This window comes from Citrobacter sp. wls615 (assembly GCF_005281355.1).
Taxonomy (GTDB): Bacteria; Pseudomonadota; Gammaproteobacteria; order Enterobacterales; family Enterobacteriaceae; genus Citrobacter; species Citrobacter werkmanii.
Window position 1 is genome coordinate 1 of the sequence record NZ_SZXM01000010.1, and the last position, 16,713, is coordinate 16,713.

A 16,713-nucleotide genomic window follows, 5' to 3' on the forward strand; every position below is an offset into this window, starting at 1 on the left:
TCCGGCTATGCCGGAGGATATTTATTTTCTGAAAAGCACATAATGCCTGGTGTAATTTCTTTAGACTTCTTTACATTAGGTTAGGCAAAAACTATTTGATGTTTATATACTAAAGGTAAGCCTAACTCGTGGCAGGCTTGCTCGTCATACTTCAGCGTGTATTGGCGTTTTACAGGTCCGACCCCAGCAAAACATAAGGGGAATGCATACGGCCTGGCTACTCAAAGTATGATAAAGAAAACAGGGGGCAAGGGATGTTGCTTAATAAAATGTGTGGTCGTCGGCTGTCGGCAATTAGTTTGTGCCTGGCCGTAACATTCGCTCCACTGTTCAATGCGCAGGCCGATGAGCCTGAAATGATCCCTGGCGACAGCTCAGCGTCCGTCAGTGAACAGCCAACAGCGTTACCGCAACCGCAGGTTCAATCTTCCGCGACTGCTATCATGGCGGGTATTCAACCGCTGCCGGAGGGCGTGTCTGTCGATAGCACTCGCGCCAAATTACAATCTCAACTTCCCGCGGGCTTCACGCCGGTTTATATGAGCCAGTTGGAATTGCTGTATGCCGCTCGCGAAATGAAACCGATGTGGGAAAATCGAGATGCGGTAAAAGCGTTTCAGCAACAGTTAGCCGAGGTGGCGATTGCCGGATTTCAGCCGCAATTTACCACCTGGGTCGCATTGCTTACCGACCCGGCGGTAACGGGTCAGGCGCGAGACATCGTGCTTTCTGATGCCCTGATGGGATATCTGCACTTTATCGCAAATATCCCCGTCAAAGGTAATCGCTGGCTCTACAGTGATAAGCCCTATGCGCTGGCAACTCCGCCGATTTCCGTGATCAACCAATGGCAGGTGGCGCTGGATAATGGGCAACTGACGTCGTTTATTACCGGCCTGGCGCCTCAGCATCCGCAGTATGCAGCCATGCATGAATCGTTGTTAAAACTGGTGAGCGATACGCGTCCCTGGCCGCAGTTAACCAGTACCGCGACGCTGCGTCCTGGCGAGTGGAGTAACGATATCCCCGCGTTGCGTGAAATCTTACGCCGCACCGGGATGCTTGAATCAGTCGTCAGTACGGCTGCTAAAGAAGGGCGTAGCGCTTACGGCAGTGAACTGGTTGCGGCGGTGAAGCGTTTCCAGACGTGGCAGGGGTTGGGGGCCGATGGCGCCATTGGACCCGCAACGCGTGACTGGCTGAACGTAACGCCCGCTCAGCGTGCAGGTGTGCTGGCGTTGAATATTCAGCGTTTGCGCCTGCTTCCGAGTGATTTGTCTACCGGTATCATGGTGAATATTCCTGCCTACTCGCTGGTTTATTATCAGAACGGCAATCAGGTGCTAGCCTCACGCGTTATTGTCGGGCGTCCCGATCGCAAAACGCCGATGATGAGCAGTGCGCTGAATAATGTGGTCGTTAACCCACCGTGGAACGTACCGCCGACGCTGGCACGTAAAGATATTCTGCCTAAGGTGTGGAATGACCCGGGATACCTTGAGCGTCACGGCTATACCGTAATGCGCGGCTGGAATAGCAAAGAGACGATAGATCCATGGCAGGTTGACTGGGCGACCATCACCGCATCGAATCTGCCGTTCCGCTTCCAACAGGCGCCGGGCGCGCGTAACTCGCTCGGCCGTTATAAATTTAATATGCCGAGTTCAGATGCTATTTATCTGCACGATACGCCAAACCACAACCTGTTCCAGAAAGATACGCGGGCGCTTAGCTCAGGCTGCGTGCGTGTGAATAAGGCATCTGAGCTGGCGAATATGCTGCTACAGGATGCGGGCTGGAATGATTCGCGCATCTCGGACGCCCTGAAGCAAGGGGATACGCGGTACGTGAATATTCGTCAGAATATTCCGGTCAATCTTTACTACCTGACCGCGTTTGTGGGGGCGGATGGGCGGACGCAGTATCGTACAGATATTTACAATTACGATCTGACAGCGCGATCCAGCGCACAAATTGTGTCAAAAGCCGAACAATTAATCAGATAAATGAAGCAGTTCGAGGAAAATGATTGTCGTAAGTTATGTTGGAAATGGGGCTAAATGGCTGCAAGCCCCGTATTTCCTGGGGTTGGGAGCCTTGACGTGGACTACTTAGCCAGATAAGGTTTCCCGCGTGCGCTAGAGCATACATACGATAACATTGACCTTGTAGACCTTAATACCATGGACAAATTTGACGCTAATCGCCGCAAACTGCTGGCGCTTGGTGGCATTGCCCTCGGCGCTGCCATCCTGCCTACGCCTGCGTTTGCCACACTCTCCACCCCACGTCCGCGTATATTGACTCTGAATAACCTGCATACCGGTGAGTCAATAAAAGCAGAGTTTTTTGATGGCAGGGGCTATATTCAGGACGAATTAGCAAAACTTAACCACTTTTTCCGTGATTTTCGGGCCAATAAAGTGAAATCCATTGACCCGGGATTGTTTGACCAACTCTTCCGTCTGCAGGGTCTGCTGGGCACGCGTAAACCCGTACAGCTGATCTCTGGCTATCGCTCAATCGATACCAATAATGAACTCCGTGCGCGCAGCCGTGGTGTCGCTAAGAAAAGCTACCACACGAAAGGCCAGGCTATGGATTTCCATATTGAAGGCATCGCATTAAGTAATATTCGCAAAGCTGCGTTATCTATGCGCGCAGGTGGTGTAGGATACTACCCCAGCAGTAACTTTGTGCATATTGACACCGGACCTGCACGGCACTGGTGATCCGTAAGCTTAATGAAACAGGAGCTGTATGAACTATCGTATTATTCCGGTCACTGCATTTGCCCAGAACTGCTCGTTAATCTGGTGTGAGCAGACTCGTCTGGCCGCGCTGGTCGATCCCGGCGGCGATGCCGAGAAAATCAAACAGGAAGTGGATGCCAGCGGTCTGACGCTTATGCAGATCCTGCTTACCCATGGTCATCTTGACCACGTAGGGGCGGCGGCTGAACTGGCACAGCATTATGGTGTACCGGTTATTGGCCCGGAAAAAGAAGATGAGTTCTGGTTACAGGGCTTGCCTGCTCAGAGCCGGATGTTTGGCCTGGGAGATTGTGAGCCGCTGATGCCCGATCGCTGGTTAAATGAAGGCGATCGGGTAAGCGTGGGTAATGTCATATTACAGGTGCTCCATTGTCCCGGTCACACGCCGGGGCATGTGGTCTTCTTTGATGAGCAGTCAAAGTTACTGATTTCGGGTGACGTGATTTTCAAAGGTGGCGTAGGGCGCAGTGATTTCCCGCGCGGCGATCACAGTCAATTGATCGATTCGATTAAACGTAAACTGTTGCCGCTGGGCGATGACGTGACGTTTATTCCGGGCCACGGTCCACTTTCTACGCTGGGCCACGAACGGTTACATAACCCGTTTCTGCAGGATGAAATGCCTGTCTGGTAAAACCGCAGATAAATTAAAGGCCGCGATTGCGGCCTTTTTTGTGCGCTATTGATTACAGTACTGCGACAATCGCTTCGCACAGCGGCGCCATGTTATCTGGCGTCATTCCGGCTACGTTTACACGTCCGGAAGCGACGGCATAGACACCAAACTCTTCACGCAGGCGTAGAACCTGCTCTTTGGTCAGGCCGCTGAATGAGAACATGCCGTTCTGTTTGATGATAAAGCTGAAGTCGCGGCTTGCACCTTTCTCCTGCAGCGTATTCACGAACAGTAAACGCATGCGCTGAATGCGTTGGCGCATATCAGTCAGCTCTTGTTCCCAGATGGCGCGCAGCGCGTCGTTGCTCAAAATCGTAGCGACTACGGATGCGCCGTGTGCCGGCGGGTTGGAATAGTTAGCACGAATGGCTGATTTCATCTGGCTAAACGCGCGGTCAACGATTTCAGCATCGGCTGCAACCAACGTACAGGCGCCTACGCGCTCATTGTACAAACCAAAGTTCTTGGAGTAGGAGCTGGCGACGATCAGCTCTTTGTGCAGTGCCGCGAATGCGCGCAGACCTTCCGCATCTTCTTCCAGACCACGGGCAAAACCCTGGTAGGCGAAGTCAAACAGCGGCAACCAACCTTTATCGACGGAAAGCTGAGCCAGCGTTTGCCACTGCTCCAGCGTAGGATCGATACCGGTTGGGTTATGGCAGCAGCCGTGGAATAACACCACGTCGCCGGCCTGCGCTTCGCTGAGGCTTGCCAGCATCGCATCAAAGTCTAAAGAGTGGTTTGCCGCATCGTAATAATTGTATTCACGAACTTCCAGACCGGCAGAGTTAAAGACGCTCTTATGGTTCGGCCAGCTTGGATTGCTCACCCAAACGCGTTTAGCCGAGGTGTTTTTTGCCAGGAAATCAGCTGCTACACGCAGTGCGCCAGTACCACCAGGGGTCTGTGCTGTACGTGCGCGTTTGTCGTTGATAAGCGAACTCTCTTTACCAAACAGTAATTCCTGAGTGCAGCGACCAAACTCTGGAATACCGTCAATGCCAAGGTAGTTTTTGGTGGTTTCATTTTCCAGTATATATTGCTCGGCTTTTTTAACGCTGGTCAGTACCGGCGTTTTGCCTGTCTCATCTTTATATACACCGATCCCGAGGTTTATTTTTCCTGGGCGGTCATCGGCACGAAACAAATCAGCCAGACCCAAAATAGGGTCGGCAGGAGCGGCGGTAATGTTCTCAAACATGACGAGGTTCCATAGTGATTACAGAAGGGAAGTCCGCTATCAGGTTAACGGTAGATTTACAAAATGCCAACCGTTACTGACGAAAAGCTGAGGTGTTTTTTTAAGACGCAAGAATCCGCTAGCAGAGATAAAAAAACAGGACCGAAGTCCTGTTTTTTAGGCATTTAACAAAGAGGTCTGCTATTAGAACTGGTAAACGATACCTACTGCGACGGTGTCGTCAGAGCCTACGCCCAGTTTGTTGTCAGAATCGATCTGGTTGATGATGTAATCAACATAGGTGGACATGTTTTTGTTGAAGTAGTAAGTCGCACCCACTTCGAAGTAGTTCACCAGATCTACGTCACCGATGCCTTCAATGTCCTTACCTTTAGATTTGGTATAGGCGAGGGACGGACGCAGGCCGAAGTCGAACTGATACTGGGCAACCAACAGCACGTCTTCAGTTTTGTTGGCATAACCGTTAGAGATACGGGTAGCGTTACGGGTTTCGCTGTAGTTCGCCGCCAGGTAGATGTTGTTCGCATCATATTTCACGCCAGCAGCCCACTGCTCAGCTTTTGCACCGCGACCGTAGGTCAGCGTTTCTTGCGCGTTGGTGCGGTCAGCTGCGCCATAAGCACCCACGATACCGAAGCCATCCATTTCGTAGCTTACTGAGCCGCCAACACCATCACCGTTAGAGCGACGCGCGTCATCACGCTCATTTTTGCCCAGGTACTGAACGGCGAAGTTCAGGCCTTCAACCAGACCGAAGAAGTTGGAGTTACGGTAGGTTGCGAGACCGCCGTTACGCTGGGAGAAGAACTGGTCAGAAGCAGCGGTATCACCACCGAATTCTGGCAGCATATCGGTGTAACCCAGCGCATCGTATACGACGCCGTAGTTACGACCGTAGTCGAAGGAGCCCGCGTCGCCGAATTTCAGACCGGCGAACGCCAGACGGGTTTTGTTGCCTTTCTGGGCATCGTCACCGCCTTCTGGGTTATTGCCGCTGAACTGGTATTCCCACTGGCCGTAACCGGTCAGTTGGTCGTTAATCTGAGTTTCCCCTTTGAAACCAAGACGGGCATAGGTCTGATCGCCGTTAGGCGCGTAGGCGTTATCACCGTTGTTCTTGGAAAAATAGTGCAGACCCACAGCTTTACCGTAAATGTCTACTTTGTTGCCATCTTTGTTATAAACTTCTGCAGCGTTAGCTGCCCCGGCTACCAGCAGAGCAGGGATAACCACTGCCAGAATATTGCGCTTCATCATTATTTATTACCCTCATCGGTTTTTATATGACACCTGCCACTGCCGCCAATAAATTCCGTCAATTAAAATTTACGGAACTATTGATGAGAGTTTGGTGTCTTTATGTGTCTGACAGGCATCTTTCCATTCAAACTATCGTTTCGCTACTCTCAAAGTGCTACAAATATAAAGATTTGGTTTCAAAAAGAAAAAATGTGTAACAAAACGTTATTTTTATGCAACTTTGTGAACAACTTCAAACTTCAGATGTCTCTGCGCTAAAAATCACCCCTGTTATTTCTATTTATATGATTTTCTTATATTTAATTTTGCTAAGACCGCTTTTTCTTCGCTATGACTAAAAGAACTGATTTAACTGAAGGTGATTTATGGACATCTGGACAGCCATGCGAAAGGTTAAAAAATGTACTATTTAATCAGAAAATGCTAATCCACAATAAAACTGCTGATTATTTTTTGTTCGAATGTGTTGCTGTGAAATATTACGTAACAGGAAGAGGGGAGGCGAAGGGTTGTATTTAACGTGTTATGGGGATCCCTGTAACGTGGCGCGGTTACAAAAAAGGCCAGCAATGAATGCTGGCCTTTGGATTAAAAATTCAGTTTTAGAAGCTGGCGTTACGCGGAGTACGCGGGAACGGAATGACATCACGGACGTTCTGCACGCCAGTAACGTAGGCAATCAGACGCTCGAAGCCTAAGCCGAAGCCGGAATGCGGAACGGTACCGTAGCGGCGCAGGTCGCGATACCACCAGTAATCTTCTTTATTCAGACCCATCTCCAGCATACGGGCATCCAGCACGTCCAGACGCTCTTCACGCTGAGAACCACCGATGATTTCACCGATTCCCGGAGCCAGTACGTCCATTGCCGCAACGGTTTTACCGTCTTCGTTAAGGCGCATATAAAACGCTTTGATATCTTTCGGGTAGTTTTTAACCACGACCGGCGCTTTAAAGTGCTCTTCAGCAAGATAACGTTCGTGCTCGGAAGAGAGATCCACACCCCAGTAAACCGGGTTTTCAAACTGTTTGCCGCATTTTTCGAGAATGCTTACCGCGTCGGTGTAGTCCACCTGCGCGAAGTCGGCGTCAATGAAACGTTCCAGGCGTGAAATCGCGTCTTTGTCTACGCGTTCAGCGAAGAATTTCATATCATCCGCACGCTCTGCCAGTACGGCCTTGAAAGCATACTTCAGCATGGCTTCAGCGAGGCCTGCCACGTCGTCCAGATTGGCGAAAGCCACTTCTGGCTCCAGCATCCAGAACTCTGCCAGGTGACGGCTGGTGTTAGAGTTTTCTGCACGGAACGTCGGGCCAAAGGTATAAATTTTGGACAGGGCGCAGGCGTAGGTTTCGCCGTTCAACTGACCAGAAACGGTCAGGAAGGCTTCTTTACCGAAGAAGTCCTTATCGAAGTCGACTTTTCCCTGATCGTTACGCGGCAGGTTTTCCAGATCCAGCGTAGAAACACGGAACATCTCACCAGCGCCTTCCGTATCGGAAGCGGTGATCAGCGGCGTGGATACCCAAAAGAAACCCTGCTCGTGGAAAAAACGATGCAGTGCTTGCGCCAGCGTATGACGTACACGCGCTACCGCACCAATCATGTTGGTACGCGGACGCATATGCGCGACTTCACGCAGATACTCAATGCTGTGACGCTTGGCCGCCATTGGGTAGGTGTCAGGATCTTCAACCCAGCCCGCGACTTCAACCTCAGTGGCCTGAATTTCAAAGCTCTGTCCCTGTCCAGGCGACGCAACGACTTTACCCGTTACGATAACTGAACAGCCCGTTGTCAGGCGCAATACGTCCTGATTGTAATTGGGCAGAGAATTATTGATGACGGCCTGTACAGGATCAAAGCAGGAACCGTCATAAACGGCGAGGAAGGAGATGCCAGCTTTTGAATCTCGGCGGGTACGCACCCATCCGCGCACGGTGACTTCGCTGTCAACGGCTACGCGGCCCTGGAGTACGTCGGCTACAGGCACAACGCTCATAATATTCTCTCTGTTAATAGTCGGATATATAAACACATGTCCACCCGTAATGGGGGGGATACCTATGTTACCTGGCATCTGCAATCAGACAAGCAGAATTCGTTGCTGGAGTGAAAGATTTCGGAAATAAACGCGAAAAGGGAGCCGATGTGGCTCCCTGTGAAGATTAACTGGCTTTTTTAATATGCGGCAAATCGAAAGCTTTGCGCAACGCACGAACAAACGCTTTATCGTGGCAGATGGTTTTACCGGGGCTGTCAGATAACTTCGCTACCGGTTTGCCGTTACATTCCACCAGCTTGATAACAATATTGAGCGGCTTAACCTGCGGAATATCACACGTTAGCCTTGTACCAATGCCAAAACTCAACTGTACGCGAGAAGAGAAGTGGCGGTAGAGCTCAATCGCTTTTTTCAGATCGAGGTTATCTGAGAACACCAGCGTTTTGCTCAGCGGATCAATCCCCAGTTTTTCATAATGGGCAATGGCTTTTTCACCCCATTCTACCGGATCGCCTGAGTCGTGACGTAAGCCCTGGTAACGGGTCGCAAACTCGACGCCAAAGTCGCGTAAAAATGCGTCCATGGTGATGCAGTCGGTCAGTGCAATCCCGAGTTGGTCAGGATATTCATTTAACCATGCGGCCAGCGCAACACGCTGGCTGGTGGCAAGCTCTGGGCTGATTTGCTGATGAGCCTGGAACCACTCATGCGCCTGTGTACCCATCGGGGTTAATGACAGACGGCGGGCGAGATCGTAGTTGCTGGTGCCGACAAACCAGGATTCTTGCTGCAGGCGTTTAACAATGGCCTGCTGTACTTCGCGTGAAAAACGACGGCGCGTACCGAAATCCATCAGATGGAAGCGGGACATATCGACATCTTTCGTTAAAGCAGAGAATTCGACTAGTTTGCTTTCCAGCTCATTGAGTGCCTGTGGAACGCCTGATTCGGGCGAACGGTAACGGTGCACCAGTTCGCTGATAACCGCCAGCAGCGGGACTTCCCACATGATCACTTCACGCCATGGACCGGTTAAGCGGATGTTCAGCTTACCGTTATCGTTGGTGACGCAAACTTGTTCCGGCTTATAACGGAAATCGCGTAACCAGGCGAGGTAATCAGCTTTAAAGAAAGGCAGGCCGGAGAGCCACTGGTACTCGTCCTCCTGCAGCCGCAGGTGCTGCATAGCATTCACCTGCTCACGAATAGCATCAGCGTAAATACCGAGCAGGTCATCGCCACGGCAACGAAATTCAGCCGCTACTTGTACATCATAGTAGTGGTGAAAAACGGCTTGCTGCATATGCAACTTATAAGCGTCTGTATCCAGCAGCGAGTGCAGAACAGGAGAAGCGAATTGTGTCATAGGTGCGCAGTAGCATCCTCTCACGGGAGCGTTTAGTACAATAAACAACTAAGAAAACCGCTGGAGTATACCCTGTTTAGCGATTTATTGAACCCCGATCACACCATAAGCTGTCTTTCTGGTCGAGGGCAATTCGTGCCGCGTGTTATGAAAATGTAGCAAAAAGGGTGTTTGTGCCTGAAAAGATGAACATTCTGCGTAGCGCGATTTACGCAACAGGAATAGACTGAAGCCGAGACTCTACCAAAGATGCTAAAGGTTTTTTATGACACAACAGCCACAAGCCAAATACCGTCACGACTATCGTGCGCCGGATTACCAGATTACTGATATTGACTTGACCTTTGACCTGGATGCTGAAAAAACCGTGGTCACCGCCGTGAGCCAGGCTGTCCGTCATGGTGCGTCCAGTGCGCCGCTGCGGCTGAATGGCGAAGATCTGACCCTGGTGTCAATCCACGTGAACGACGAGCCGTGGACAGAGTATAAAGAAGAAGAGGGCGCTCTGGTCATCAGTCAGTTGCCGGAACGTTTTACGCTGCGTATCGTGAATGAAATTAGCCCGGCGGCCAATACCGCGCTGGAAGGACTGTATAAGTCTGGCGATGCGCTGTGCACCCAGTGTGAAGCAGAAGGGTTCCGCCATATTACCTGGTATCTCGACAGACCCGATGTTCTGGCGCGTTTTACCACCAAAATTATCGCCGATAAAACCCAATATCCGTTCCTGCTCTCTAACGGCAATCGCGTGGCGCAGGGTGAACTGGAAAACGGTCGTCACTGGGTGCAGTGGCAGGATCCGTTCCCGAAACCGTGCTATCTGTTTGCGCTGGTAGCCGGTGATTTCGACGTCCTGCGTGACACCTTTACCACCCGCTCAGGACGTGAAGTGGCGCTGGAACTGTATGTCGATCGCGGCAATCTGGACCGTGCGCCGTGGGCAATGACCTCGCTGAAAAACTCCATGAAATGGGATGAGGAGCGTTTCGGCCTCGAGTATGACCTCGACATCTATATGATTGTCGCCGTCGACTTCTTCAATATGGGCGCGATGGAGAATAAAGGTCTGAACATCTTTAACTCCAAATATGTGCTGGCCCGCACCGATACGGCCACCGACAAAGACTATCTCGATATTGAACGCGTTATTGGTCACGAATATTTCCATAACTGGACCGGCAACCGTGTGACCTGTCGCGACTGGTTCCAGTTGAGCCTGAAAGAAGGTTTAACCGTGTTCCGCGATCAGGAGTTCAGTTCCGATCTCGGCTCACGTGCGGTAAACCGTATCAGCAATGTACGTACCATGCGCGGCCTGCAGTTTGCCGAAGACGCCAGTCCGATGGCGCACCCTATCCGCCCGGATATGGTCATCGAAATGAACAACTTCTATACCCTGACCGTGTACGAAAAAGGTGCTGAAGTCATTCGTATGATCCACACCCTGCTGGGTGAGGCTAACTTCCAGAAAGGGATGCAGCTGTACTTTGAGCGTCATGACGGCAGCGCTGCTACCTGTGATGATTTTGTGCAGGCGATGGAAGATGCGTCCAACGTCGACCTCTCGCATTTCCGTCGCTGGTACAGTCAGTCCGGTACGCCGATTCTGACCGTGCGTGATGACTACAATCCGTCAACGGAACAATACACGCTGACTATCAGTCAGCGTACGCCAGCCACGCCGGATCAGGCCGAGAAACAACCGCTGCATATTCCTTTCGCCCTCGAGTTGTATGACAACGAAGGGAAAGTGATCCCGCTACAAAAAGGCGGGCATCCGGTGAATGCCGTGCTCAACGTGACCCAGGCAGAACAGACGTTTGTCTTTGATAACGTCTACTTCCAGCCGGTTCCGGCACTGCTGTGCGAATTCTCCGCACCGGTAAAACTGGAATACAAATGGAGCGATCAGCAACTAACCTTCCTGATGCGTCACGCGCGTAACGATTTCTCGCGTTGGGATGCGGCGCAAAGTCTGCTGGCGACCTATATTAAGCTCAACGTTGCCCGTCATCAGCAGGGACAGCCGCTGTCGCTGCCAGTACATGTGGCCGATGCTTTCCGCGCGATTCTGTTGGATGAGAAAATCGATCCGGCGCTGGCGGCAGAAATCCTGACGTTGCCTTCGGTGAATGAAATTGCCGAACTGTTCGACATCATTGATCCTGTGGCGATAACGGAGGTTCGCGAAGCATTGACCCGCACTCTGGCGGCTGAACTGGCGGATGAATTCCTCGCCATCTATAACGCTAATCATCTTGACGAGTACCGCGTTGAGCATGCTGATATTGGCAAACGAACGCTGCGCAATGCCTGCCTGCGCTTCCTGGCCTTTGGCGAAACCCATCTGGCTGACACGCTGGTCAGCAAGCAGTACCGTGAAGCGAACAATATGACTGACGCCCTGGCGGCGCTGTCCGCTGCTGTGGCGGCGCAACTGCCATGCCGCGACGCATTGATGCAGGAGTATGACGATAAGTGGCATCATGACGGTCTGGTGATGGATAAATGGTTTATCCTGCAATCCACCAGCCCGGCGAGAAACGTGCTGGAAACGGTACGCGGTCTGCTGAAGCATCGTTCCTTCAGTATGAGTAATCCGAACCGCATCCGTTCGCTGATTGGTGCTTTTGCGGGCAGCAACCCGGCGGCTTTCCATGCGGAAGATGGCAGCGGCTATCAGTTCCTGGTCGACATGCTGACTGAACTGAACAGCCGCAATCCGCAGGTGGCGTCACGTCTGATTGAGCCGTTGATTCGTTTAAAACGTTATGATGCCAAACGTCAGGCGAAGATGCGTGCGGCGCTGGAACAGTTGAAAGGCCTCGAGAATCTCTCCGGCGATCTGTTTGAGAAGATTGACAAAGCGTTAGCCTGAAACGTTGACCTGTAGTTTAGTAGGCCGGATAAGGCGGTAACGCCGCCATCCGGCAAAAGGCCCGGTAAGCGCTACCGGGCCTTGTTTTCTGAGTGTTTATCCATGTCGACGGATCGGTTGTTCCGTCTCGCCGCGTTTCATAACCCGGTTCAACACTTCCGCTTCCAGCTCGGCTAACCGCACCGATCCCAAACGGCGGGGGCGCTGAATATCCACAGTCAGATCCAGCCCGATTTTGCCATCTTCGATCAACAGCACGCGGTCTGCCATCGCGACGGCCTCACTGACATCGTGCGTCACCAGCAGCACCGTAAAGCCGTGATCCTGCCACAGCGAGACGATCAGATCCTGCATTTCAAGACGGGTTAACGCATCCAGCGCGCCGAGCGGTTCATCCAGTAACAACAGACCAGGGCGGTGAATTAATGCCCGCGCCAGGGCCACGCGCTGTTTTTGCCCGCCAGACAGGGCGGCAGGCCACTCCTGTGCCCGGTTTTCCAGGCCAACAGCGGCCAACGCATTACGGGCCGCATCGCGCCATTGACCTTTCAGCCCCAGACCAACGTTATCGATAACCGTTTTCCATGGCAGCAGACGTGCATCCTGAAACATCATGCGCGTATCATCCTGAATCTCTGCCAGCGGGGTGGTTCCGGCAAGTAATGCGCCTGAAGTGGGCGATTCCAGCCCAGCCAGCAGCCGCAGTAAGGTACTTTTGCCACCGCCGCTGCGGCCCACTACGGCAACAAATTGCCCTGCCGGAATATGCAGATCTAATTGATTCAGCACCGTATTGGCGGCGTATTGTTTGGTCACGGCGCTCAGCAAAAGCGGCGTACCCTGATTCAAGCGAGCGGTATTCATACAGTAGCCTCCTTCACATGGTAAGCCGGGTTCCAGCGCAGCCAGATCCGCTCCAGCAGTTGGGCGCTGACATCGGCAAGTTTGCCGAGCAGGGCATAGAGAATGATGGCCACTACCACCACGTCGGTTTGCAGAAATTCTCGGGCATTCATCGCCAGATAACCAATGCCGGCATTGGCTGAAATAGTCTCCGCAACGATCAGCGTCAGCCACATCAGGCCGAGAGCAAAACGTACGCCAACCATAATTGAGGGCAGGGCACCGGGGAGGATCACATGGATAAACAGTGAAAAGCCGGACAACCCATAGCTGCGCGCCATCTCCACCAGGCCGCGATCGATATTGCGGATCCCGTGCCAGGTGTTGATGTAAATCGGGAACAGAGTGCCCAAGGCGACGAGAAAGATTTTGGCGGATTCATCAATGCCGAACCACAAAATCACCAGCGGGATCAGCGCCAGATGGGGGACGTTACGCAGCATCTGTACCGACGTATCCAACAGGCGTTCCCCCCAGCGTGAAAGACCGCTAATGAGTCCCAGCATCAAACCTAACGATCCACCGATCAAGAATCCGATCAGCGCGCGCCAGGAGCTGATCGCCAGATGCTGCCAAAGCTCGCCGCTGGCGGAGAGCGTCCAGAAGGCTTCGACCACGCCCTCCGGGGAGGGCAGGATGCGGGTGGATAGCCAGCCCATTGACGAGGCTATCTGCCAGAACGCCACCAGACCTACCGGCAGAAACCAGGGTGCAAGGCGCAATAACCACCTGTTTTTCGGTGTTGTCATCAGCGTGCTCCTTAGCTTTGCGCGACCTTACGAGGAATAAATTCGTTAGCCACCGCTTCGCCTTGTTGGTGCAGACGCTGTGGCTGTGGAATTTCAGGGATCGATACATCCAGATGCGGGAACAGTAGCTCGCCAACTTTGTACGCCTCTTCCAGATGCGGATACCCCGACAGCACAAAGCTGTCGATACCCAGCGCGGCATACTCGTTGATACGCGCCGCGACGGTAGGACCGTCACCGACCAGCGCGGTCCCGGCGCCGCCACGCACCAGTCCAACGCCAGCCCACAGGTTTGGGCTAATCTCCAGTTTGTCGCGTTTACCGTTATGCAGCGCGGCCATCCGCTGCTGGCCAACCGAATCCGTTCTTGAGAAGGCGGCCTGAGCTTTGGCAATCGTGTCGTCATCAAGATGAGAAATCAGACGTTCCGCTGCCTGCCACGCCTCATCAGTCGTCTCCCGCACGATCACATGCAAACGAATACCAAAGCGGATCTTACGTCCAAGCGCTGTCGCTTTGGCCCGTACTTGCTCAATCTTCTCTTTCACCTGTTCAGGCGGCTCGCCCCAGGTCAGATAGAGATCAACCTGCTCGGCAGCCAGGTCTTGCGCGACATCGGAAGAACCACCGAAATAAAGTGGCGGCCAGGGTTGTTGTACGGGAGGAAAAAACAGCTTCGCGCCGCGGACGTGCATATGTTTGCCGTTGAAATCGACAGTTTCCCCCTGTAACAGCCGACGCCAGATCTGGGTGAATTCAGCAGAAGCTTCATAGCGCTCGGTATGATCAAGAAACACGCCGTCGCCAGCCAACTCCTGTGGATCGCTACCGGTCACCAGGTTAAACAGCGCCCGGCCGTTAGAGAGTCTGTCGAGCGTTGCTGCCTGGCGCGCGGCAACCGTTGGCGATGTTACGCTTGGACGCAGCGCGACCAGAAACTTGAGCCGCTGGGTAACGGGGATTATCGAGGCGGCTACCAGCCAGGCATCTTCACAGGAGCGACCGGTTGGGATCAACACGCCGGTAAATCCCAGACGATCGGCGGCCTGTGCGATTTGCTGCAGATAGCCGTGATCGACCGGACGCGAGCCTTCTTCCGTTCCCAGATAATGACCGTCGCCGTGGGTAGGTAAAAACCAGAACATGTTCAGACTCATAATTTTGCTCCTGTCTGCTGAGTGGGTTGCCAGATACGCTGGCGAATATCGATTTTTTTCGGCACCAGACGATTGTCATAAAACAGATCGGCGGTTTGTTGTTGCAGAGCGGCAACAGAGGTGCTGACGGGCGAGATGGTCGTTGGCGGCCGGTGATCAAGATAAGACGCAATCACCGGCTCTGGCAGCCCCATGGTTTTGGCCAGCAGGGTAATACTTTGTTGGCGCTGGCTGAGGGTTAACGCATCGGCCTGGCTAAAGGTATCCAGCACGCCAAGCACAAATGCCCCATTTTTCTCGGCATAAGGACGCGCGGCGAGATAAAAGGAGCCGGTCTGTTTGAGATCTGAGCCGTCTTTTAGCACGCGCACATCCCCCTGCAGCAACGCGGCGGAATAGTAAGGATCCCAGATAGCCCACGCATCAACGTTACCTTGCTGGAAGGCTGCTCTGGCATCTGCGGGTGTCAGATATGTTGGTTGAATATCGGTAAATTTCAGCCCGGCCTGTTGTAAGGCTCGCAGCAGTAAATTGTGGGCGCTGGAACCTTTCTGGAAGGCGACTTTATGCCCTTTGAGCTGCGCCACGCTCTGGATCGGGCTGTTTTTGGGCACCAGAATCACTTCGGCTTTTGGTTTGGGCGGCTCGACGCCAACGTAAACCAGATCGGCTCCAGCGGCCTGGGCGAAAATCGGTGGAATGTCACCGGTACTGCCGAGATCAATACTGCCAATATTGAGTGCTTCCAGCATTTGCGGCCCTGCCGGGAACTCAATCCACGAGATTTTGGTCTGCGGGTAGCGTTTCTCCAGTAGCTGATGGCTTTTAGCCAGCACCATGCTGACGCTCCCTTTCTGGTAGCCTATGCGCAGCGCGTCTGGTGCAGACTCTGCGGCATGGGCGAGCGTTGAAAGTGACAGCAATCCGGTCAACGCCAGCCAAGGCGTGTGACGTTTGAGCAGATTAAGCATGGGCGGCACCTCGCAGAGCATTCAATTGAGGGAGTTGGACGTCGCGACGATGCAACGCCAGCCAGAAGGTGTCGAGCGCATTGTCCAGACGCAGTTGCAGGTTGGGCGTAAACTGCGGTTTATGTTGATAATCAATCACCTGTGAATCATCAGCAAAAACACCGTGCAGGATTTCCTGGGCTTTTAACGCGCTCAGCACCGGCTTAAGTGCGTAATCAACGGCCAGTAAATGCGCAACGGTACCGCCTGTTGCCAGTGGCAAAACCACTTTGCCTTCCAGTGCACGTTCGGGAAGCAGGTCGAGCAACGTTTTCAACGCACCGGAGTAAGCTGCTTTGTAGACTGGTGTTGCCACAATCAATCCGTCGGCGTCGTGTAGTTGTTCGACAAAGGTTTTCAGCGCCGGGCTGTCGAAGCGCGCATAAATCAGGTCTTCTGGGGCAAAGTTGTGCAGATTCCAGTGACAGACTTCGACATCCTGGCTGTTCAGTTTTTCTCGGGCGTATTCCAGTAACGCGCTGGAGCGAGAGGGGAAGCGTGGGCTTCCCGCCAGAGTAATGACGCGCATAATTTCAATCTCCCCTTATAACCAATTGTTCGCTTTTATTTAACATTGATAACAATTTGTGCAGTCTGGCAGAGAGATTTTGTTTATCGAAATGATTTATACGGCATAGAAAAGTTGAAAAGTGAATAAAACGGCTGAAGCAGGAAAACGATTGCTATTTATTGCCGCAGGTCAATTCCCTTTTTGCTCGTGATCGCACATAAT

13 protein-coding genes are annotated in these 16,713 nt (G+C 52.6%); 4 read left to right on the top strand and 9 right to left on the bottom strand.

Annotated features, from left to right (window positions below):
- The first annotated feature begins 254 nt into the window (after positions 1-254).
- From ldtD to FDX04_RS03905, 3 genes are all read left to right on the top strand, one after another.
- Positions 255-2,006: a L,D-transpeptidase gene (ldtD, locus tag FDX04_RS03895; RefSeq protein ID WP_137370458.1), complete on the top strand. Its 1,752-nt coding sequence runs from the start codon at positions 255-257 to the stop codon at positions 2,004-2,006.
- A 177-nt stretch (positions 2,007-2,183) separates the two neighbouring features.
- Positions 2,184-2,732 (top strand): YcbK family protein, encoded by a 549-nt coding sequence (locus FDX04_RS03900; RefSeq protein WP_003831948.1) that lies wholly within the window; start codon positions 2,184-2,186, stop codon positions 2,730-2,732.
- A 28-nt stretch (positions 2,733-2,760) separates the two neighbouring features.
- Positions 2,761-3,408, top strand: coding sequence for an MBL fold metallo-hydrolase (locus FDX04_RS03905; RefSeq protein WP_137359942.1), 648 nt, complete (start codon positions 2,761-2,763; stop codon positions 3,406-3,408).
- Between the two features lie 52 nt (positions 3,409-3,460).
- Here FDX04_RS03905 and aspC read toward each other — a convergent pair whose 3' ends face one another.
- The 4 genes from aspC to pncB all read right to left on the bottom strand — a co-directional run bounded on the left by aspC (position 3,461) and on the right by pncB (position 9,283).
- Positions 3,461-4,651: an aspartate transaminase gene (gene aspC / locus FDX04_RS03910; protein ID WP_137359943.1), complete on the bottom strand. Its 1,191-nt coding sequence runs from the start codon at positions 4,649-4,651 to the stop codon at positions 3,461-3,463.
- A gap of 183 nt (positions 4,652-4,834) precedes the next feature.
- Positions 4,835-5,908 (bottom strand): porin OmpF, encoded by a 1,074-nt coding sequence (ompF, locus tag FDX04_RS03915; protein WP_087857554.1) that lies wholly within the window; start codon positions 5,906-5,908, stop codon positions 4,835-4,837.
- Between the two features lie 605 nt (positions 5,909-6,513).
- A complete protein-coding gene (gene asnS, locus FDX04_RS03920; protein ID WP_038639361.1) occupies positions 6,514-7,914 on the bottom strand; it encodes an asparagine--tRNA ligase in 1,401 nt (466 codons plus the stop codon).
- Positions 7,915-8,080: 166 nt separating this feature from the next.
- Complete coding sequence (pncB, locus tag FDX04_RS03925) at positions 8,081-9,283, bottom strand: nicotinate phosphoribosyltransferase (protein ID WP_042309421.1); 1,203 nt, start codon at positions 9,281-9,283, stop codon at positions 8,081-8,083.
- Between the two features lie 265 nt (positions 9,284-9,548).
- Here pncB and pepN point away from each other — a divergent pair, with 265 nt between their 5' ends.
- A complete protein-coding gene (pepN, locus tag FDX04_RS03930; protein WP_137370459.1) occupies positions 9,549-12,161 on the top strand; it encodes an aminopeptidase N in 2,613 nt (870 codons plus the stop codon).
- Positions 12,162-12,257: 96 nt separating this feature from the next.
- On the opposite strand, the gene ssuB is transcribed toward pepN, so the two are convergent.
- The 5 genes from ssuB to ssuE are packed head-to-tail and all read right to left on the bottom strand — an operon-like array spanning position 12,258 to position 16,509.
- On the bottom strand, positions 12,258-13,025 hold the full coding sequence (gene ssuB / locus FDX04_RS03935) for an aliphatic sulfonates ABC transporter ATP-binding protein (RefSeq protein ID WP_042309417.1): 768 nt from the start codon (positions 13,023-13,025) through the stop codon (positions 12,258-12,260).
- Positions 13,022-13,813, bottom strand: a complete 792-nt coding sequence (gene ssuC, locus FDX04_RS03940; protein ID WP_137370460.1) for an aliphatic sulfonate ABC transporter permease SsuC — start codon at positions 13,811-13,813, stop codon at positions 13,022-13,024. The genes ssuB and ssuC overlap by 4 nt, the downstream gene beginning before the upstream one ends.
- A gap of 11 nt (positions 13,814-13,824) precedes the next feature.
- A complete protein-coding gene (gene ssuD / locus FDX04_RS03945; RefSeq protein ID WP_137370461.1) occupies positions 13,825-14,970 on the bottom strand; it encodes an FMNH2-dependent alkanesulfonate monooxygenase in 1,146 nt (381 codons plus the stop codon).
- Entirely contained in the window at positions 14,967-15,941 is a 975-nt protein-coding gene (locus FDX04_RS03950) for a sulfonate ABC transporter substrate-binding protein (RefSeq protein ID WP_137370462.1), read from the bottom strand. Before FDX04_RS03950 ends, ssuD begins: the two co-directional genes overlap by 4 nt.
- On the bottom strand, positions 15,934-16,509 hold the full coding sequence (gene ssuE / locus FDX04_RS03955; protein WP_042309410.1) for an NADPH-dependent FMN reductase: 576 nt from the start codon (positions 16,507-16,509) through the stop codon (positions 15,934-15,936). Before ssuE ends, FDX04_RS03950 begins: the two co-directional genes overlap by 8 nt.
- Positions 16,510-16,713 lie beyond the last annotated feature (204 nt).